Genomic DNA, 20,473 nt, shown 5'->3' with positions numbered 1-20,473 from the left:
TAAAAATAAGAGCAAAAGTAGGAACTAAAAAACCTAATATTAAAAGTTAATATCTATTTCAGTACCAGCTGATACGCCCTTGACATTTCAGCTGGCATTTTCTATTTAAATAAGAATTTTATTAAAAACTTATATGGATATATTCTCCAATACATAATTAATATATTCGAAGTGTTAGTAATACTAAAAATAATAATGATTTTGTTATACATTTGTTTCGGAATAAGTGCAGTTTTTAGATTAATAAAGGAATTTCAAAAGCCACAGAAAAAACAGTTCTTGATTTTAGTTGATTCTCTAATTTTGATAGGAGCAATATTTTTAATGGCTAGTTTCTTTATCTAAATTACATAAAAAAACTCCCAGTGAGTGAAACAGCTAGCAAAAGCTAACTGCTTTTTAATTACAATTACTAGTTTGTTTAAATTCACCTTAATTCATATCAAGTTTTCTTAACATTCTCATTAATAACCTTATAATATAATTAAGCTATTTGTATGAGAGGTGATTATTATGAACTGGAAACAAAAATACAATCCAAAATATTTCTTTTACCGAATGTATAGTTATATTTATAAAGCCCTTGATAATATATCATGGTCCTTAAAATAAAGCTTTTGTTCACTTTTGTTGATACATTTACGAAACATTCATGTGTTATCTTCATTAAGTTCTTTTCTTTTATAATGTCGTGTGAGATATACCAACAGAGTAAGCCCTAGCCCCCCTAATACTAGGGCTTTTTTTATAAGAATTTTATACATTTTATTATTTCCAGTAAACTTTTCAAATTGTATATACATAATATAAAATTTTTATGTTGTTATATTTTTTGATGGCCTCTTATCTTTCCGTAAAAGGCCCTTTTTTCAAATAACACTTTTGTTTAATTTATATTTAAAAAGTTCCTTTTCATAAAAACTTCCCTTATATGCTATACTCATTCTTAAATAATTGTATAAGGAATGTTAAAAATGGATGATAGATCGTCAAGACAATGGAAAATGCGACAAAAGTTAAAAGCACTGAAAACAAAAAACAGAAATGATACAAACCCTTTGTTTAATGAATGCCTTGAATCCCTAGGAAACGAAACTCTCATTTTCTCCCAAGAAAAAAGCCAACAGATTGCTACTATTTTAATGAATTCGTTTCCTATAACTGTCTCGGGAAGAATAGATTGGGAACAGATAGATAATCAATTCATAGCTTCGAACAAAGAACAACTAATTTCCCTTATTAGAGCAAACCAACTAGATTTTGACGAACAGATTTTTATAATATGGGATAACTATGAAATCCCTGTAGTAAGTACAAATCTTGATAAAGTATTCCAATCACTAGTTGACGTTGATGCAGTCAGTTTTTATTACTGGCTATTAGACAAAGAATATAGATTCGTAATTGAAATAAATGATGAAGAATTGATTAGGGTTGGGTTTCGCTAATACTCTAAGCATATGAAGCTAGTTCCCTTCATTTCTTAATATTTTCTTCGTCACTATAGCTATTAATATCATTATGAAACTAATAGCAAATATAGGTAAATAAATTTTCGTACTGAATCGTTCAAACATAAAACCATATACGACTTGCCCAATTGGTGCCATACATTGAGATACCGCTGTTATAAATGCCATCACTTTTCCTAGATTTTCATTTGGTGTTTTCTTTTGGACTACAGTAATCACATAGATGGATACAATTGTCATAATTATTGCGATTAGAAGAGAAGAAAGTATAAAGAGGATAAATGGTGGATAGTATCCTAAATTAAGAGTAAACGGTGTAACTGATAGTGCCACTGGTATTACTAATAAAGCTATGATAAGCATCCAATTATATAATGTTTTCATCTGTAACTTTTTAGCAAAGAAACCGATTGACAATGCACCTAATATAGTTGCAAAATCAATTAATCCCATTCCAATTCCATACATCGTATCGCTACTCTGCATAGTTACTCGTAATATAATAGGTCCTCCAACAACAAATAACGGTGTCAAAATTAAGTTTAGTAAAGCTGCAAGTAACATAGCCTTCAAAATAAAAGATTGTTTTAAAACATAAAGAAAACCTTCTTTCATATCTTTTACAATTATCGGTACGATATGGCCTTCCTGTATTCTTTTTATAAATGGTATTGTAATAAACATTTCTAAAATTGCAGATAAAAAGAAAGCGAGACAACTTATTATTACGAGCATTTTCAAACCAATTATGCCGTATAATATTCCTCCTAGTACAGGTGCAACTATATTAGATAATGCTTGCACACCATTTACGATACCGTTTGCTTGTTCTAACTTTTTCTCTGGAACTAATTGAGGAATACTCGCCATTACAACTGGTGCGTACATTGCACTAACGACTGCTAGTAAAAACATAATTGTTCCAATCATTAAAATAGATACCGATTCAGTTAATAACAAAACTATAAAACTTAATACAATAGCAGCGTTTATAAAATCAAAAATGACCATTACATTACGGCGGTTGAAACGATCTGCTATTGCTCCGCCAAGAGGTGCTAGCAGAAACGGAATACTCGTTACCGCATATAACCCTGCGAATATATCTGCACGCCCTGTTATATCTAGCACATATAGTGAGAGAGCAAAACGTAATAGTGTTGAACCTAAAATAGTAATAATTTGACCACTTACCATTAAGTGAAAATCTTTCAAGGAAGATTGAATACTTGCTGGCATCCTCGTCACATCCTTCATTTAACCTAGACCGACTGTCGGTCGATAATACTCAAACAGAAAATCACTATTTCTGTTTAATTAAAACTTCCATCATATAATTAAAAGACCCCTCTTTCGCTCCGACAGATGCTTCCATCATTTTGATATAAGCTTTAGCTCTGTTTATCATTTCTTCAGGTTTCCACTGGAATAAACCATCATCAAATATGACTTGCGCTGAGGAAATTAACAGTTCAATCGTTTCTTGTGGGTATGAGGTACAAAATATGCCTTCTTCTATTCCTTGCTCTAAAACTTCCGTTAATACAGGAGATAAATGTATAATGGACTGCACTAAACTTTTCTGATGCATTTCTGCATTATTTGGTTGATGGAATTGTTCAATCATTTTATCTTTTACATCTCCCGATTTTGGTGATTGTTCCATTAAAATTTTAAATAACTTATCTAAAACTGGAATATCGGGATTGGAGACAATCCTTTTCGCCTTAGTGACATCCTCTTTAATAATCCTCATAATGATTTCATCCATTACTTCCTCCTTCGACTTAAAATAATGATAAAACGTCCCCTTTGCTATACCAATTTCTTTTAAAATGTCATTCACGGTTGTTTTCGTATAGCCTTTCGTAAGAAACAAACGCTCAGCTATTTCTAAAATTTCCTTTCTACGCTCCTCATACTCCTTTACAATTCGCATTCAAGTTCTCCTTCTCACTAGACCGACTGTCGGTCTATTAAAATTATATGTTTAGTTTGCAAAAAGTTTCCTATTATCGTACATATACAACACCATACTTTCTATTTCCTTTATGGATTTTTTAAAATATTTTAATACGGTGAATGAAATTTCAAGAATTACTCTTTAACACCTCCCTTGTACTTGTATCGACTTCTTTGTATAAAAAAAGAGCCGCAACGCTTTGCGACTCTTTGACAATAATACCTATTTAACGGCCACGTCGTTGCTGACCTTGCTTTGTACTACCTTTTTTATTACTTGGCTTATTAAATGATCGGTTATTTTCATTTCTAGAACTATTTCTTGAATCATTTCTTGAGCTATTTCTCGAATCACGTCTTGAATCACTTCTTGAACCTTCACGGCTATCTCTTTGACGATATTGACTTGATTTCTTTGGAGCCGGCTTTGGTACCGGTTTTCCATTTTCATCTACACGTTTTATCTTCGGTTGTTCGATTATTTCTCTTTGTATTGGTGCACCAAGTGTTTTTTCAATTTCTTCTAAATGTTTTTCATCTTTCGCTGCAACGAACGTAATTGCAAGACCTGATCCACCTGCACGTCCTGTTCGGCCAATGCGGTGAATATAACTTTCTACATCTTCAGGGATATCAAAGTTAAATACGTGCGTTACACCATCTACATCAAGTCCACGAGCTGCTACATCCGTTGCGATTAAGTACTGAATTTTAGCTTCGCGGAAACTCTTCATAACTCTTTCACGTTTCGCTTGAGGTATATCACCATGAAGTTCAGCACAATTATAACCTAGTCCTTTTAAATTATCATAAAGCTTACTTGCTCTAACCTTTGTACGACAGAAAATAACTGCTAAAAATGGCTGATCACGATCCATAACAAAACGAAGTGCATCTGGCTTTGCACGATCTGTCGTCTCAATGACACGCTGCTCAATTGTATCTACCGTTACTTCTTCACTTTGTACTTGAATCATTTGTGGCTCATCCATATAACGCTTCGCCAATTTTTTAATATCTTTTGGCATCGTTGCTGAGAATAACATCGTTTGTTTACTACCAGGTGTCTCATCTAAAATATCTTCAATATCATATAAGAAACCAAAATAAAGCATTTGATCCGCTTCATCTAATACAATCGTTGAAAGATTACTTAAATCAATTGTTTCACGTCGTATATGATCTAATAATCGTCCTGGTGTCGCTACAACAATATGTGTATTACCTTTTAATTTTCTCAATTGTTGTGCTACATCTTGTCCGCCATATATCGCTAGTACATTAATATCTTCTCTTTGAACAAGCATTTTTTTAATTTCAGTTGTAATTTGCAGGGCTAGTTCCCTTGTTGGTGCAACAATTAAAGCCTGAACATCACTAGACTCTGGATCGATTTTTTCTAAAATCGGTAACACGAATGCTAACGTTTTACCCGTTCCTGTTTTCGCCTGCCCAATAATATCTTTACCTGACATAATAACAGGAATTGCCTTCTCTTGAATTGGTGTTGCTTCTGTAATTCCATTTTCACGTAATGTATGATTAAAAGTTTCACTAATTCCTAATTCTAAAAAGTTTTTCAAATAGACCACTTCTTTTCCTTATTTTTCACATTAGCTTTCATTGTACCATTTGTTTCGCTAAATATGAAAAATAAAAAAATTCTTATCTTCTTTTTTTATATTCATCCTGTACTAGATGAACAAATTCTTTTTGTTTTTTCTCGGATTTTATTAATGCTTGCATATTAGTAGAAGACAAAATGAACTTCTTAATTTTTCTATTACTCCAAATTAAACTTGTATACTTTGTATCTTCGTGTAGCCTTCGAAACCACTCAAATTCACTTAATTTGGAAATATGATGTTTTAATTTCATGTCATTTCGAGGATAAAATAAAATTATATCCATTATTACATCAAGCAATAAACTCATCTTCTCCCCCCTATACATATATATTTCAAATTTACGGAAATATAGCTATAGGGTGATGGAATTGAACACTACATTCATAAAGATATTTTGCATATTTTTCTTACTATATTTTCAATCGACCTCAATTATTATGGCAAAATCTCGAACAAATGTGATAAGTGAATTTAAACAAGCTTTACTCAAAAATGATAAAAAATTAATGCAGTCATATGTAACAGAAGGAGTTGAACTACCTACTTTCCAAAAGGAAAAACCTATTCATGAAATTAAAATAGTACCATCTCCAAAAGAAGATACTACAATTCTTATTTCTTATTTCAAAGGCACTAATAATGAATTTACTGTCGGTTTCATTTTAAAAATAGTAACAAAAAATAATAAAATATCTCAAATCAATCAAATTTATGATGACAATCCACTTATGAAAGAAGCTACTATCGTAAAAGAATATGAAATGAAGTGTAAGGAACATATACTTACTCCTACAAAATTCCCGTTCGAAATTCACGAATTTCAAGGGTACATCTATAACGATTACTTAAACCTCCAATACTACAATGAAGATATTAATGGGATTTTTAAAATCACTGTTTCACCAGTTCAAAATAAATTAGGCTTCTATGTACATAGGAGAGCTAAGTTCTACAGCTTAAAAAATAATATAAAAGCATTATATAATCCTCATTTCGATTCAGCATATGAGCTTATCTTTCAGCAGAATGGTTTTCAATATACAATTGCAATTGGTAACAAACGCTATATACAAGGAAAATATAACGTAAAGGATTTAATTCAAATTGCAGAATCTATGAATTAAAAAACCAATCTTTTCTATATCGAAAAGATTGGTTTTTTATTATTTTATACAGTAAGCTTTCCTCCATGATAGCAATAATACTGTGCTGCTTTAAGACTTTTAATCCTATTTAAAGACTGTTTCGCTTTTTCTATATCCAAACAAAAATTCGGATTAGCTATTACTAACTCACGATTCTCTTGAACAGCCGCATCTCCCGTAATTACACAATCTAAATTCGGAAAATATAATGAAATATGCCCCGAAGTATGTCCTGGCGTCGCTACTATTTGACATTCATTATTCAAAATCATTTGACCATCATGCACTTTTTCATCGACGGAAATATGTTTTATATTTTTTAACTGTTGTATAAACCATTTACCAAATTCTTTTTCTTCATTTGGCATACGTTCTAACATTTCTTCAGCTTGAACTAACCTCTCTGATTTTATATCACCGTTAATATAGTTAGATTCAATTTCACTAGCAATAACATTAATATTTGGATATTTCACTTTGAAATCATATAAAGATCCTATATGATCGTCATCATAATGGGTAATAATTATATTCTTTAAGTTTTTCATCTCATATCCATGTTTTAATATTGCATTTTCAATTAAAGGTAAAAAACTTGGATATCCTGTATCGACTAACGTTAATTCATTATGTAATATAATTAAACTTGGATAAATACATTGTTTTTGCCCGTTAAATTCGAATTCAATTGGTAGTTCTATTATTTTCATTTTTCTTCCCCCATACCGCTTATAAAATGCATAATAATAACTAAATCGCCCACATACATTTTACAATATATATACTATGTAACGGAACACTGTGAATCGTTGCATAATCCACATTATAATATTTTGAACAGGTATTCCCCTATTTTTATGGAAATATATAATTAAGAAAAACAATAAAATTGATTAATCTCTCACTTCTTTGTCCATCCTTTTAAAAAATCTATGTTTTTGTAAAAGGAGTGTTTATATGGAGAAACAGACACTTTGGAAAAAGTTCAAAAAAAGCTCTGTAAACCTCGGTAAATCCAGCGTATATGAAAGTATTATCTTATTCTACACAATGAAAAAGAAAGAATTACCTACTAAAGCGAAATTCATAATATTAGCCGCTTTATCTTATTACGTATTAGCAATTGATTTCATTCCAGATATAGCTGCTATTATTGGGATTGGCTTATTAGATGATGTTTTAGCAATCGCTGTAGCGCATAAATACGTTATGAGACACGCAGATGCCGACAGCCAATATAGACAAAAATAAAACTACTATTCTTCAAATCTATATCGGATATCTACCGCCCCATTTTGGCTTATGTCTATTCGTGCAATTAATTTCTTAAAAACCGGATATAGATTTTCAGAATCCTCTAGCAACTTAAATGCATCTTTTACCTTCTGCTGCTCGACTATCAACGCTTTAACGTCATCCAATTTTAAAATTTCTAACTCTTTTTCTTTTATATTTTTCGCAAAGTTAGCATCTCGTTTGGTAAAAGTTTCTTTATCGATAGATTCACCATCTAAATACAAATCTAATAAACGCTCTCTTTTTATCTCTAATTCTTTCTTTTCTTTTCTTTTCTTAATTTCTTCTGCTTTTCTTGATGTTTATCTTTATCATTCAATTTAAATACTTTTTCCAAATCTCTCTCTTTTTCCTTTAATTTTCGCAACACAAGAGAACGCAATCTTTCATACCTTAGTCCGGAGTGTTTGACACAACCACGCCCACCAGTCAACTTATACGTGCCGCACGTTAAATAACCATAATTAAGCTCTTCACCTTCTTTGTTTTTGTATTTGTAAGTGTGTAGAACAAACGGTGAACCACAATGAATACAACGTGCTATTCCTCTTAATTCATTCGTTACTGCTACACGCCGCTTTATTTTTTTATTTATTTTGGGGTTGTTTATTTTATCCCATAACGGACGTTCAATTATAGCCGGATGATGATTTTCAAATACTACCCACTTTTCTCTAGGCTCTTGAATCCGCTTTTTTCTTCCGTCTACTTTTACCTCTGTAGACCTCCCCATTACATAATCACCTTTATACATAGGATTCGTAATTATTAGCTTCACAGCCGAATAAGTCCACAATTTCCCAGATCTCTTATACTTACCAACATCATTTAGTGCATTAGAAATTCTCAAATAGCCTAATCCATTGTCATATAATTCATACATTTCCCGAACAATTTCAGCTTCTTCCTGATTAATCACATATTTCTTATCTACAATTTTATAACCATACGGAACTGTTCCACCAGTGTACTCTCCCCTTCTTACCTTAGCCGCTAGCGCTGCTGATATAGAAACGGATAATGTCTTAGGTAATTGGGATGCAAACATTGCATACATCTCAAACTTCAAATCATTTTTCCCTTCATAATAACTGTCATAACCTTCTTCAATCGTCACCAATCGGACACCATGCCCTAACAGTATCTCCTTGATTTCTAATGCGTCCCTCAAATCTCTTCCCAGTCGATGAATAGATTTAAAAACAACAGTATCTAATTCTTTTTTACGAGCTTTCCCCAAGATCAACTGCATCGCACGTCTTTCTAGCCATGCTGTTCCAGAAACAGCTTCATCTTTATAAATTGAATTTTCATCCCACTCGAATCCGTTTTTTTCAATCCAGTATCTACAGATTTCAATCTGATTTTGAATCGATGAAACTTGCTCATCTTTATCAGTGGATACACGTACATATACAGCATATTTCAACTAATATCCCCCTCCCACATCCATCATGATTATGACACCATTATATAACTCCTGGAGTCACATGGCAATCTATTACCAAAACAAAAAGACGACTTTCTACAGTCGTCAAAATAAAAATATATAAATCTCAAAAATTTAGGAGGGGGTAAACAAAACACAACAACATCTAATAAAAACAAAAAAGAAAAAGAACCCCCTCTATAAAAAATATACCTTATATATATAATATAAATATAAAACTAATAATTATATATTATATTATTAGTAATAGTATATAAGTATTATTACTGTTAGGGTTCTAAGTTTTTTAGCTGTAGATTCATTTAATTAGGTGCCAGCATTCAATTCTTTTGTCGATTCATTCATGACAAATCACCTCAATTTTAAGAATTAAACACATGGAACCACATAAACTTTTGCATAGATATCATATTTAGCTGCAAGCTGCTCCAGCTTTTTTTGTCTGTATTCTGTCATAGTAAAGAAATGAATGAGTGGTACTTTTCCGTTATATTTATTTTTGTAGTATAGTGAAAACTCCCTATACCTGCTCATTTTTTCAGCGTTCACATTCATCATTTGCGTACGATCTATTTCTACAGCATTTAGTGTACCTTCTTCATCTCGAAACTTCACATCAGGAATAATTGTCTTCTTTTTATCATCTACTTTATAACGTATAGGTGTTTCTATCTGCCAGTCGTCGGGACAAAACAGATAGAGCCATGCTTCATTTCTCATTAAGCTGTGAGCTAGTCGACTATTTGGTACAATCTTCTCTGTATCGTCGAACAGTTCACGGCCTTTTTTATTTAAATAATACACGTACTCTTTTTGGTACACTGTATTATTTACATAAGGGCTCAGGTCTTTTAAAATACGATTTGCGTTACGAATCCCTCCCATATCGTGCACCGCCATTAGATGCCTACGTGTTGCGAATTTCAGCTTTCTAATCGAGGTCAGAATCGTCATCTGACGGTTTATTTTGATATGTGTCTGGATGTTCATCTTTCTTCACCTCGTATTGTTTTAGATGTTTCCACATCAATTTATCGCTGATAAAGGGTACCTGCAGTTCAATTAGTCGATCTGTTTTATAAATAGCCCTACCAGGTAAGGACGGCAATGTTTCTAGCCCCGATTCATCAAGGACAACCTCAGATGCCTTATATGTCGGTAGCCGAAATCCTAACTTCGCATCGGACATCTGTTTTACTACTGATGGGATTGACGTAACGGTCGGATATTGTGTAGCCAGAATCAAACGAAATCCTAAGCCGCCCGATACAGTCGCTATATAACTAAGCATGTACTGACACTCTTCTCGAATTTTATTAATGGGACGTGGTAATCCTTTGGCCGGAGCAAGTACGGCACCCTCATCAACAATAACGAAATACCGATCTTTTTCTTTTGTTTCAACAATATTTTTGTAACCATTTTCCTTCATGAATTTTCCACGCTCTTCGATTTTTTTCATTATTTGTTTTAGTACATGATGTGCTTTTTCTACAGAATCAGCCACTTCTTCCACCTGTTTTAAGCCGCTGAACTCGCTAAATTCCAATCCCTTTTCCTTTAAATCAATTAAATATACGTGAGCATTTTCAGGATTCGCCTCAATCAAAGTAGTAAGTAGTACTTTCATAAATACTGTTTTCCCCATTCGTGTAAGACCACCTAGTACCATATGAGGAGTTTTATCAAAGTCATGATAAATTAACTTCTCGAGGCTTTGCCCCATCGGTACTTGCCATTCACCTTTTTTTACTAGCCCTTCATTCCAACACCACTTTTGTGGGATACGTTTACTGAATACCCGAATCATTATCTTGTAGTTATCGTATTTGATACGTACAGGCTTATTTAATCCTTCACTTACAACATCCTCAACCTTTTGTATTAATTTAGATGGCATCCCTAACGGAAGTTTATATACATAAGTCGTACTACGATCATCTTCTTTTCTTTCGAGAAAAACCGGATAATGTAATTTTTCATCCTTCCTAATTGCAATCCCACTTACTTCAAAGAATACTTGTATTTTCTTTCTATCATCCTCTTTACCTTTTAAACTATCATTTAGTAAAGCGTACCCGAGCGAAACTGCAGGTATTAATAACAATTCAAGCATAGGGGTTCACTCCTTATATATCCTTAAAGGATATAGTTGCTCTTTACTGGAAGATTTACATACAAGTTGTTTTTCTTATATAACAAAGTGCCCCATGATTCCAGGTTCTATGCCTTCAAAGAAACACCATTAGCACATAACGTAGAAGATACAAAAACGAGCCGGTAAGAGTTGTATACATCGTCATACGTGGAAGCCAATGTGGAACACTCATCCCCATTTTCTCAGCTGCCTTCATCGCCACTACAGACCATCCTGTCGCTGTCCAAATTACTACAGCTTCCCCAGCAAGTGTCATATCGAATCCCTCTTTCTTTTTAGTTGTAATCCTTTTGACGTGAGAATCGGTTGATACTGATTAACCATTTCATCCCATTCAAGAATTTCTTCCTCTTCCCCGTATAGATCTTCCATAATATCGTTAGATAAACTGTAGTAACCGCGGTACTCTTTGTTGTTAGATACCTCGTGTCTTTCCATATGTTTTAGAATAGAGTTTACTTCACCTTTACCCCTGGACTCTTTATACATGCTTCTCAGCTCTTTAGAAGGATACAGATACGGCGTGTCATTCAAGTAATCATATTGCCACCTCATCGCTCATCCCTCCACTGTTTACATTTCTCTAAGTATGCATCAATCCTATTTTGAATCCCTATTTCGTTATACGGACCGTAAGGCTCTTCTCCCCCTAATAAGTCAACAATATCGATGTAGTTAGGATGTTGTAGCATATCGTGTTTTGCAATGTGATCGTACACACAACGTACTTCATTTTTGTCGTCCGCTTCTGTGTACATGTTGTAAAGAGTTTGGGATGGATACAGCTGCATACGGTTTAAATACTTATACCCAGGTCTCATCGTTCCTCACCTTTCCCCTCTTGATGTCCTTAGTTCCACTTAGTATTCCTCGTGGTATTGATGTGGTATTGGTATAGGTATATGACCTGGAGAATTATTTTTGCACGTCCACACCAATTTTTTTCTTTCTAGCTTGTACTATTTATAAAGGAGTTTATTTTTGTATATAGAAAGTAAATCCTTGAGGTGAACGTATATGAAGTTTAAATGTAAACTCAAAGTAATCTTTGCAGAGCTTGATATTAAGCAGAGTGATTTTGCAAAACGTATTGGAGTTGACGACTCTACTCTTAGTGCAATTGTTCGTAATCGTACAAAACCTCGTTTTGATACAGCTTATTTAATTTGCAAAGAACTCGGTAAACCCATTGAGGAGATCTGGACCATCGAGGAGTAATCCCTCCCCCTCCAGCCTTAATAAGTTTTTATCTTTATTTTTCTTTTTACACTTGACTTTTGCTTTCGGTTGACAATCATGGGATGAGGGTACAGGACAACGGCTAGGGCAGAGAACGTCTACCTTACAACGCTTCAAAAATAAAAAGCGTCGTAAAGTAGACGTTCTGTCAATCATGGTCTATCGGGTTAAGGAATCCGTATAGTAACACCCTGTTTAAACGCTGTAATCTCTTACACAGCTGACTTTTTACAGATAAAGCTTGTCCTATCTGCAGAAAGAATCAGGAAAGGAAATGCACTACTGGCGTATCCTTCATTACTCGTAACCTATAATTCTTTCATTATCAGCTGCTACCCGTGCCGTAACACGCCAAGCAACCGCCGTACCGTTAATGGCCGTACTCGCCTAGACTCCTAACAACGCAAACAAGGAAACGTTATTCGTTAGGACGCTTAACTTTCTGACGTTGGCTTAGCTAACCTGTTCAAGTTTAACGAGTGTTAGGTCATTCCTCGTGTGGATCCTCCTCTTAGTTACCTAAAAAAGACAATAGAAAACTAGACCTCGTGTATATCTGTTTTTTCGAATGAGGATATTCACGAGGCTGGAGGTTGTCCGATATTTAGTTAACGAAAGAGTTTATAGCACATGAGCTATAAGCATATTGATAAGGAATAAAACCGAAGCTACAGTATAAAAACCATAAAACCAAATACAATCAGATTTTGTTTCTAAACCGAAGTAATCGCGTATTTTTTGCATCTATACTGTTCCACCCTTCACATTTACACAAAAGTATGACTCTAGGAGTAAAACTTTATTAGTAATAATATATAACTCTAGAAGTCATACGTCAATAGTCTTTCGAAAAAAGTTTTACTTTGATATGTAAATTGTGTAAAATGAAAAGTAATAAATGATCGGAATGAACGGAGGTATTACCATGAGTTCTATGGTATTCACTTTAGGAGAAACGATGGAGGAAATCGGGATTACCAAAAACAAGTTAGCAGTGGAATCAAAAGTTCGTCCAGCCACTATTAGTAATCTAGTTAATGGTGAGGTTGGTCTTGTACGTTTTGACACATTAAAGTCAATCCTGGACGCTTTAAACCAATTAGCTGAGGAAAACGGTGTCAATAAAACCTACCGTATTGAGGACGTTGTACAGTACATAAAATAAATGTACTGTTTTTATTTGTAAATACATTTCCGAATACTCTGATACACTTATTTGAAAGTAATAAAGGAGGAGACATATGGAGACAAAAACAACAGCAGACGGTAATACGTTTATCATTGAAGTGGATCAAAAAAAGAGTTCCGGAAAAGAAAAATTCGGCCGTAAAACTTCATTGGTTTTCGGCATTTTTGGTATCATTTTTTCTGTTATTTTAGGTATCACAATAGTCGGGTTATTTTTCGCTGTTCCACTGTTTCTTTTTTCATTAGGCTTTATTTATGCAGCATTTGAAAAGCAAGAAATTCAGTGCCCTAACTGTAATCACAAACCAAGAATTACAAAAGGAAATGGTTATTTTGATTGTGGAAGTTGTAAGAAACGTACTTTAGTAGAGTGGAAAAAAAGTGGTTTATAATTTTGAATAGCAGCTAATTCATTTCACATAAAGGGGTATTAAATCATGACAAATCAAGAACAACTACAAATAGAATTAAACGAACTAATTAGTAACGGGCATCAAGTTAAAGCTTCGAACTATGTAAATGGTAGTGGTTTTGAATACATTAGCGGACCTGATTATGTTACTTGGATTCACAAATGCAAAAGATTTTTACAAGCAAATGTTCATGAAGAAAAGTTTATTGAAGAATTTGAAAGCATTGCAAATAAAGCGGACGGAAATGGTGTCAAATATTTTGATAAGATGATAGGGATGCTCCAGTCTTGGATTGGCTATGATTTCCCTGATTCTTCTGCCCTCTTAGATCAAAATGCCTCGAGTAAAATCGATAAGATTTTTATCAGTCATGCTTCAAGGGATGTAAAATACGTAAAAGAATTAGTGAACCTACTTAATGATATTGGGATTAAGAAAAATTCAAAAAGTATTTTTTGCAGTTCATTGCCAGGATACGATATTCCACATGGTGAGAGCATCTATGAATTTCTTAAAAAGGAATTAAATAACAATAATATTATGGTGTTATTTGTACTTTCGGATAATTATTATCAAAGTGCTCCTTGTCTAAATGAAATGGGAGCTGCATGGATTACCTCAAAGAAATACACTACAGTTCTTACGCCCAACTTTGATTTCAAAAAAATAGTTGGTGCAATTGACCCTACTCAGATTTCATTCAAAATGAATGATCCAGTTGGATTAGATAAATTTAGAGACAACATAATTCAAAATTTAGAGTTAGAAAATATAGATTATAAAATTTGGCAAGATGACAAAACTAAATATCTATCTGCAGTTTCTGTACTTGCAGACCAGGAAGCATCAACCCGAAATGTAAGTATTGAACTAGAAAGAGCTAAAAGTCATGGTACAGATGCGATAGAATTATCCTTACGATTTATCAATGTTACAACACAACCTATTGAGTTCCAGTATATCGAAATCGAGTTAACTGATGAAGACGGAGAAAAACTAGATATAGTAATTGAAGAAGACGCACTACTTAATGAAATGCAATTAATGAATAAAGAAAATAAGGTTATTACGAAAATATTCAACTTTGATATGTCCTCCAAGTTCCGGGTTAGACGTGTTGTAAATAAAAATACAAAAATTAAGTTTGCTATTGTATAAAAATAAGCCTTCTAACTTGAAGGCTTATTTTTTATAGATTTTCAGCTTTTGATAATGCTTCTAAAGCACTACTTGGGGGAGTGAAGAACTTGTCTAATTCTTCCTTGGTAATAAAATGTTTTGAAGCTTGAATTATAGAATCTCCGTATGAAGGTTCTATATTAAATTTGTATTTATTAGTTTCAACAGTTTCAATACTATTAATTTTACAATTAAGCAGAGCTACTGCACTAAATATATTAAACTTGGCCCCATACAATGTAAAAGATTCAGTATTCGTATACTGGAATGCCATACCGTTACCATTTAAAAATTCACTTTTATTTAGCGCTTCACTTGTTGTTGTGGTAAAGTTATTAACTGTTACTGGCATTTTATAAGGTAAATTCTCAATCAAAGATTTATACAGTCGATCAATAAGAAGTAATCCTTCTTCATCAATCTCCTCTTGTGGATTAAATTTCACATGTAATTTTTCACTAATTGCTGATACTTTTTCCCAATAACGTAATGCATCCTCAATAGATCCTTTTGCATCCGTTTCGTTCATTATAGGCGTTTGAATTCCGCCAGCTAATTTTATTTTCCCGTTTAAGAAGCCTATATATAGCTTTATTGCTGCTATAATTCCTTCGATATCGATGGCTTTTGATAACATTAAATTAACATTAATTGCTATAGTATTAACTTCTTCATCCAATGTTAAAATCAGTTCAAGCGGACCATTGTCTACAGTTTTAAATAGACTTTTTTTCATATCAGCTAAAGGTTCCCTCTTTATATGGAAAACTTCAGTTATACCTTTTTCCTCATAAACTACTTCTAATGGCTTTGGTTCAGGAAACGGCTCAGGAATAATATCATATTTCCCTATTATATTTTTTTGAGGCTGAAATGGTTTTTTAACTAATTCTGTTATTGGTTTTGTTTCTCCATTTATTTTTATATTTTCCCCATCTGTTTGCACTGTTTGTTGTGTGCGATATAAAAATTCTTGCAACTCATCTGGTGAATTAAGTTTTAGCCCCTTAGGTAATTTTATTTTCAAATTAGAAATTGTTATTTTGAGTTCTTCACCTTCTTTTGGAACAGCTTGTATATGATGATTATCTAGAGGAACGTATTTTAATCCTTTAGGTAATTCTTCACTTAATGCATCCAAAACAGCCTGTGGTATGTTAGAAGTAGTACTTTCGTCTTTCTTAAATGCCTGTTTAAAATTAGAAAACATATAGTATCACCAATCCTTATTAATATCATCCCAAACAATTATCTTTGAAACTAGTAACATCTTTTCATAATTATTAATATCTAATTTGTCTGATATAAAATGAATTAACTGCTCCCTATAATTTTCATTTTTAACTATTAAATGTTTAATATCTTCATATTTATAATCCAACCAAAATTCATACTTATGTTCTAAGGCACTTGAATAACTTAAGTATGCTTGTGGCGACATATGATCCTTAGGTAGTAACAATGGTAAATCTCCTTGGCCATTTATGTTAGGAATATACCGCCATTCACGTTCATCATGAAAATTACGTGTAGCATAATCATCTTCCGTACTAGATACCCTCATCATTCCTTCTAAAGGCTTAATATAAAGTAACTTGGTTAAAAGAAAATTTTGATGTTCTATCAATAAATCATTATCTTCTTCCTCGCTTCTCAATGTTTTTGTGAATAATTCCGCAAACTCTCTATGTAACGGCGAATGAACATTTATATATTGAATAGGCTGTACACCAGCATTAATCCCCCATTCTTTTTTTAATCCTATACCAAAAACCCCGTATTTTTTCATATGAGATGTAAGACGTTTTAAATGTATATCACAAAAGCAAGTCATAGGGAAGCAGATTTTTTTTTCATCCCCTAAGCCAAATACCTCAATGCTCTCCTCATTATATCTCGGCGAAAAAGCTTTCCTTTTTAAGGTTTTTGTTAACCACTCAAACCTCCCGGTAAAATTAAACAATGTATTCGCGCTTTGCTGAGAAGATAAATCATTTTCCGATGTTTCCTCGTCTACTTTTTTAGGAGGATCAATTTTCATCATTTTATTTACAGCACCTATTTCCGTTATTTGATCACCCATTAGTACGTTCCACTCCTCTACCCCAAAAATTTTGTACACACAAAATCATATCATAAAAAATCTCCAAAATAAAAAAAGCATGCTCCCTATATAGGAGCATGCTTTTAGATTATTTTTGTTAATCAAACTATTTTTTATAAAAAGTATTTAACATATACATTTATCGGTCAATAATAAGTTCTACCCTTCACTAATATTGGGTATACTATTTATACATCTAGAGAATCATCACATGAGGCACCTTCAGCTGGGGAAGGTGTCTTTATTATTTTTGAGTGATATTGTATGCAGTGAATTCATATAATTAAAATGCCAATACTGTAATACAGAGAAAGAGTATTCCTCCCATCCAACCAGGAATACTCTTTTTTATCTTATTGCATATCATCTATTTTAATAGCATATAAATAAACTGCTCCTGGCATGATGCCATTTTATATACAGAAAAAAGCATTCCATTTCATCACCATCATGGAATGCTTTTTTTCTGACTTTTTAATCATGCAAACCAATTTTCTGCATATAAATAAATTGGTTCAAGAGAAACCACTAAAACAGAGCACTCTCCGGTCAAGAGTACTCTGTTTTTTTTGCCATCATATCCTTGATGATCATTACATACATATGATATAGAATACCATTTTACGGGGACAATATATCTTATAATGTTCTACAAACTAGGTTCTTCTCTCAAGAAGAACCCCTTTTATTTTTCTTTCACTTCACATACACATAGGCTTCATTTGTTGTTATATAGTATGTGCTCCCTTTTGAATTGTGCATCTTGTATTGTGGTGAACCATTTACACTTACTTTCGCATCAATTATGAATCCTTCACCCGAATTTACAGTCCCCGCAACATCTTTATCTTGCCAGGATGGAGTATCATAAAAACGTAGGTTATTAACTTTAGAAACAACCCGCTTCCCTACAATAGAAGAATCAACTGTGCTTTTCTTTTCAAACTTCACATAAGATGGATCGTTCTTAATCCACTGATTTCCACCAAGATTTAGCCAACCATCCTTTTCAGCCCACACAATATAAGATTCTGGTTTGTTTAGTTGACGAATTTTAGAATAACTTGTACCTGGTCCTTTACGTAAGTTAACGTTGTAACCTTCAATATAGGCGATACCGTCTGTTACTGCTGTTGATACTTCCGCTGATTTAGATGGCTTCTCAGGAACAGAAACATCTACACTAGAATTATTGTATGCTCGTTGTACATCTGCTCTAAATTGAGCTTCTGAAACGCCATGAGACTTTAAGTAATCAATTGGATCTTCATGATCTGTACCACCGAGGTAATGAGTTACATCACTATGTGTCCATAATCCTTTTTCTACAGATAACCCACGGTCACGTAAGATTTTAGCTAGTAACTTAACATATTTGTCATAGCTGCGTTTGAATTTTGTATAATCCGCTGTTTCGCATAACTCTACATGTACAAATCGTTTATTAGCAGCTGGACCGCCACCATAAGCAATGTATTTTGTATCAGCAATTTGGATTGTTTCGTCCCAATCGACTGCATAGTGAACAAATGCATTTCTCCATGTACGAGACTCATATTTTTGAATGTTAATAGCTGGAGCTTCTGGAGTTGCTGTAGAATGTGCTACAACGCCCTCATAAGCACCTACACCATAACGGTATGGTTGTTTCGGTAAATCAGGAATAATAAGCGTTCTATCAGCAAAAGCACTTGTAGCAAAAGAACCAGCAAGTACTAGAATCATAAGGAACGAAGTAATATGTTTCATTGTCTTTTTCATTTTGCATCAACATCCTTTTTCATAATTTTTGTGTGGTCAAATAATCCACTTGCTGACAGTCCGATAATGATTCCTTGAAATACATTTGTTTTGATATCTCCGCCCAAAAATAATACGCCTAGCACAAGGCCAAGCGTTAAATTTAATAACGGAACATATTTTGTTTGTAATCCAATTGTTTTTCCAATCTGTGAAAGACCAACTACAATTCCAATCATTACAGTAATTTCAAACATTACATACCACCTCCTTTCATTAAGAAAGTGAGTGCCGCACCTATAATTCCACCTACAATAAGTCGCAAGATCCAAGTTGTATTAGCGCTAATCTTATCTAATTGCTTATTGATATTGATTATGTCCTTTTCGTTACCAGTTGTTCGGATTTCTAACCCTTTAATCTCTAAACGAATATCCTTGATCTCTTGCTTAATTTCTTGAACATCGTTTCTTACATCTTGTAACCCTTCCATTGTGACCACCTCATTTCAAAATAAAAAGAGAGACTCTTGTCCCTCTTTCATAAGTGCATTTAAACAAACAGTCTAAATACCGCCTTTTAATATTAACCCTAGAACTGCCATCACTATTGCACTAATCACAATTCTTAAGATCCAAGTTGTATTTGTGCTAATTTTTTCTAATTGTTTATTAATTGTTGAAATGTCTTTTTCATTAATGGTTGTACGAGTTTCTATATTACGAATATCACGCATAATTTCTTTCTGTTCTGATTTAAGTCTATCAATCTTTGCATAAACATCTTCCATATATTCACATCCCTCTAGAATCTATATAAAGCAATCTCTATATACTATGAGACAACCCTTCTCACGGTGAATATATGAAAGTCATTTTTTATCAAGGCCGTACTTTGTGCAAAATAAAAAAAGACCAGCTTATGGCTGCTCTGGCTTTTCATTTATTAATTTTTGTACTAATGCTGTTAATGTGGCCACATCGTTTGCTAGGGTCGTAACTTGAGTTTCTAGTTGTTTATTCCCACTTTTAACAGTAGTTAACTCTTCATTAAACTCATGATAATGCTGTTGGAAAGCTGCGATAAAAAGGGAAACAGTATTATATAGATTAATGGCTCGCTTCTCTTTATCTGTAAATATATCTTCAGTATCGTCTGCAATCATGCCGAAATAGGTTTCGATATCTCTCGTTGTATATGGTTCTGTTTGTTCTTCCGGCTTGTTCACACGCATTTGATACAGATCATACATATCGTCCTTGAAGTTATACTGTTTGATAGCTAAACTCATGATTTTATCAAGAGCTGAAAAAGGAATATCTTTTATATTTTCTTTCATATTTCTAGCTGATGTAGGATTAAATGCTTTCGCCCACATTTGGCCATTAGCATTTATATTTTCTTGCGCTCGTAGTGTTCTTAATTCTATATCTTTCCATCCTTGACCCATCATATCTTTAATCTGCAAGCCATTGTTATAACCTTGTACAAAACTTGAC

The 20,473-nt window shown here is 33.2% G+C and carries 25 protein-coding genes and 1 pseudogene; 7 read left to right on the top strand and 19 right to left on the bottom strand.

Annotated elements, in window-relative coordinates; all coding sequences use genetic code 11:
- The first annotated feature begins 974 nt into the window (after positions 1-974).
- Complete coding sequence (locus tag ACODS7_RS05495; protein WP_029442310.1) at positions 975-1,448, top strand: CDI toxin immunity protein; 474 nt, start codon at positions 975-977, stop codon at positions 1,446-1,448.
- Between the two features lie 18 nt (positions 1,449-1,466).
- Here the strand turns inward: ACODS7_RS05495 and ACODS7_RS05490 are convergent, their stop codons facing one another.
- The 4 genes from ACODS7_RS05490 to ACODS7_RS05475 all read right to left on the bottom strand — a co-directional run bounded on the left by ACODS7_RS05490 (position 1,467) and on the right by ACODS7_RS05475 (position 5,369).
- Complete coding sequence (locus ACODS7_RS05490; protein WP_142322114.1) at positions 1,467-2,711, bottom strand: MFS transporter; 1,245 nt, start codon at positions 2,709-2,711, stop codon at positions 1,467-1,469.
- 64 nt (positions 2,712-2,775) lie between these two features.
- The gene (locus ACODS7_RS05485) at positions 2,776-3,411 is read right to left on the bottom strand and encodes a TetR/AcrR family transcriptional regulator (RefSeq protein WP_029442308.1); all 636 of its coding nucleotides are present in this window, start codon (positions 3,409-3,411) and stop codon (positions 2,776-2,778) included.
- A gap of 250 nt (positions 3,412-3,661) precedes the next feature.
- A complete protein-coding gene (locus tag ACODS7_RS05480; protein WP_098139082.1) occupies positions 3,662-5,026 on the bottom strand; it encodes a DEAD/DEAH box helicase in 1,365 nt (454 codons plus the stop codon).
- 73 nt (positions 5,027-5,099) lie between these two features.
- Entirely contained in the window at positions 5,100-5,369 is a 270-nt protein-coding gene (locus tag ACODS7_RS05475) for a hypothetical protein (RefSeq protein WP_029442306.1), read from the bottom strand.
- A 55-nt stretch (positions 5,370-5,424) separates the two neighbouring features.
- Here ACODS7_RS05475 and ACODS7_RS05470 point away from each other — a divergent pair, with 55 nt between their 5' ends.
- Positions 5,425-6,186 (top strand): hypothetical protein, encoded by a 762-nt coding sequence (locus ACODS7_RS05470; RefSeq protein ID WP_080681766.1) that lies wholly within the window; start codon positions 5,425-5,427, stop codon positions 6,184-6,186.
- 44 nt (positions 6,187-6,230) lie between these two features.
- Here ACODS7_RS05470 and ACODS7_RS05465 read toward each other — a convergent pair whose 3' ends face one another.
- Positions 6,231-6,917 carry an MBL fold metallo-hydrolase gene (locus tag ACODS7_RS05465; protein ID WP_098139080.1) on the bottom strand — a complete coding sequence of 229 codons (687 nt, stop codon included), beginning with the start codon at positions 6,915-6,917 and terminating at the stop codon, positions 6,231-6,233.
- A 247-nt stretch (positions 6,918-7,164) separates the two neighbouring features.
- Between ACODS7_RS05465 and ACODS7_RS05460 the strand changes: the two genes are divergently transcribed.
- A complete protein-coding gene (locus tag ACODS7_RS05460) occupies positions 7,165-7,458 on the top strand; it encodes a YkvA family protein (RefSeq protein ID WP_078993271.1) in 294 nt (97 codons plus the stop codon).
- A 5-nt stretch (positions 7,459-7,463) separates the two neighbouring features.
- On the opposite strand, the pseudogene ACODS7_RS05455 reads toward ACODS7_RS05460, so the two are convergent.
- From ACODS7_RS05455 to ACODS7_RS05430, 6 genes and pseudogenes are all read right to left on the bottom strand, one after another.
- Positions 7,464-8,932 (bottom strand): annotated as a pseudogene (locus ACODS7_RS05455) (recombinase family protein).
- A gap of 390 nt (positions 8,933-9,322) precedes the next feature.
- Positions 9,323-9,943, bottom strand: coding sequence for a replication-relaxation family protein (locus ACODS7_RS05450; RefSeq protein WP_243168159.1), 621 nt, complete (start codon positions 9,941-9,943; stop codon positions 9,323-9,325).
- On the bottom strand, positions 9,885-11,069 hold the full coding sequence (locus tag ACODS7_RS05445; RefSeq protein ID WP_000891522.1) for an FtsK/SpoIIIE domain-containing protein: 1,185 nt from the start codon (positions 11,067-11,069) through the stop codon (positions 9,885-9,887). The genes ACODS7_RS05450 and ACODS7_RS05445 overlap by 59 nt, the downstream gene beginning before the upstream one ends.
- 115 nt (positions 11,070-11,184) lie before the next feature.
- A complete protein-coding gene (locus ACODS7_RS05440) occupies positions 11,185-11,367 on the bottom strand; it encodes a hypothetical protein (protein ID WP_243168160.1) in 183 nt (60 codons plus the stop codon).
- Positions 11,364-11,666, bottom strand: coding sequence for a hypothetical protein (locus ACODS7_RS05435; protein WP_001267618.1), 303 nt, complete (start codon positions 11,664-11,666; stop codon positions 11,364-11,366). Before ACODS7_RS05435 ends, ACODS7_RS05440 begins: the two co-directional genes overlap by 4 nt.
- Complete coding sequence (locus ACODS7_RS05430; RefSeq protein WP_118043471.1) at positions 11,663-11,932, bottom strand: hypothetical protein; 270 nt, start codon at positions 11,930-11,932, stop codon at positions 11,663-11,665. The genes ACODS7_RS05435 and ACODS7_RS05430 overlap by 4 nt, the downstream gene beginning before the upstream one ends.
- A gap of 196 nt (positions 11,933-12,128) precedes the next feature.
- On the opposite strand from ACODS7_RS05430, the gene ACODS7_RS05425 reads away from it, so the two are divergent.
- The gene (locus ACODS7_RS05425) at positions 12,129-12,329 is read left to right on the top strand and encodes a helix-turn-helix transcriptional regulator (protein ID WP_000669088.1); all 201 of its coding nucleotides are present in this window, start codon (positions 12,129-12,131) and stop codon (positions 12,327-12,329) included.
- Between the two features lie 642 nt (positions 12,330-12,971).
- Here the strand turns inward: ACODS7_RS05425 and ACODS7_RS05420 are convergent.
- Positions 12,972-13,094 (bottom strand): DUF3961 domain-containing protein, encoded by a 123-nt coding sequence (locus ACODS7_RS05420; RefSeq protein ID WP_243168161.1) that lies wholly within the window; start codon positions 13,092-13,094, stop codon positions 12,972-12,974.
- A 181-nt stretch (positions 13,095-13,275) separates the two neighbouring features.
- Here ACODS7_RS05420 and ACODS7_RS05415 point away from each other — a divergent pair, with 181 nt between their 5' ends.
- From ACODS7_RS05415 to ACODS7_RS05405, 3 genes are all read left to right on the top strand, one after another.
- A complete protein-coding gene (locus tag ACODS7_RS05415; RefSeq protein ID WP_228528796.1) occupies positions 13,276-13,515 on the top strand; it encodes a helix-turn-helix domain-containing protein in 240 nt (79 codons plus the stop codon).
- A 76-nt stretch (positions 13,516-13,591) separates the two neighbouring features.
- Complete coding sequence (locus tag ACODS7_RS05410; RefSeq protein ID WP_243168162.1) at positions 13,592-13,930, top strand: hypothetical protein; 339 nt, start codon at positions 13,592-13,594, stop codon at positions 13,928-13,930.
- A gap of 45 nt (positions 13,931-13,975) precedes the next feature.
- A complete protein-coding gene (locus ACODS7_RS05405; RefSeq protein WP_243168163.1) occupies positions 13,976-15,109 on the top strand; it encodes a toll/interleukin-1 receptor domain-containing protein in 1,134 nt (377 codons plus the stop codon).
- A 31-nt stretch (positions 15,110-15,140) separates the two neighbouring features.
- Here ACODS7_RS05405 and ACODS7_RS05400 read toward each other — a convergent pair whose 3' ends face one another.
- From ACODS7_RS05400 to ACODS7_RS05370, 7 genes are all read right to left on the bottom strand, one after another.
- Positions 15,141-16,340 (bottom strand): abortive infection system toxin AbiGii family protein, encoded by a 1,200-nt coding sequence (locus ACODS7_RS05400; RefSeq protein ID WP_243168164.1) that lies wholly within the window; start codon positions 16,338-16,340, stop codon positions 15,141-15,143.
- Positions 16,341-16,346: 6 nt separating this feature from the next.
- Positions 16,347-17,213, bottom strand: coding sequence for an abortive infection system antitoxin AbiGi family protein (locus ACODS7_RS05395; RefSeq protein WP_243168165.1), 867 nt, complete (start codon positions 17,211-17,213; stop codon positions 16,347-16,349).
- 717 nt (positions 17,214-17,930) lie between these two features.
- Entirely contained in the window at positions 17,931-18,995 is a 1,065-nt protein-coding gene (locus tag ACODS7_RS05390) for an N-acetylmuramoyl-L-alanine amidase (protein ID WP_243168166.1), read from the bottom strand.
- Positions 18,992-19,231: a hypothetical protein gene (locus ACODS7_RS05385; protein ID WP_000461729.1), complete on the bottom strand. Its 240-nt coding sequence runs from the start codon at positions 19,229-19,231 to the stop codon at positions 18,992-18,994. Before ACODS7_RS05385 ends, ACODS7_RS05390 begins: the two co-directional genes overlap by 4 nt.
- Positions 19,231-19,467: a hemolysin XhlA family protein gene (locus tag ACODS7_RS05380; RefSeq protein WP_000398731.1), complete on the bottom strand. Its 237-nt coding sequence runs from the start codon at positions 19,465-19,467 to the stop codon at positions 19,231-19,233. Before ACODS7_RS05380 ends, ACODS7_RS05385 begins: the two co-directional genes overlap by 1 nt.
- Positions 19,468-19,539: 72 nt before the next feature.
- Entirely contained in the window at positions 19,540-19,764 is a 225-nt protein-coding gene (locus ACODS7_RS05375) for a hemolysin XhlA family protein (RefSeq protein WP_000390459.1), read from the bottom strand.
- Positions 19,765-19,893: 129 nt separating this feature from the next.
- Positions 19,894-20,473: tail fiber domain-containing protein (locus ACODS7_RS05370; RefSeq protein ID WP_488826309.1), on the bottom strand; the 580-nt coding region annotated here is incomplete at its 5' end.

This window comes from Bacillus sp. FG16, assembly GCF_057809515.1.
The sequence above is the reverse complement of the archived record's forward strand: the minus strand, read 5'-3'. Positions and strand labels throughout refer to the sequence as shown.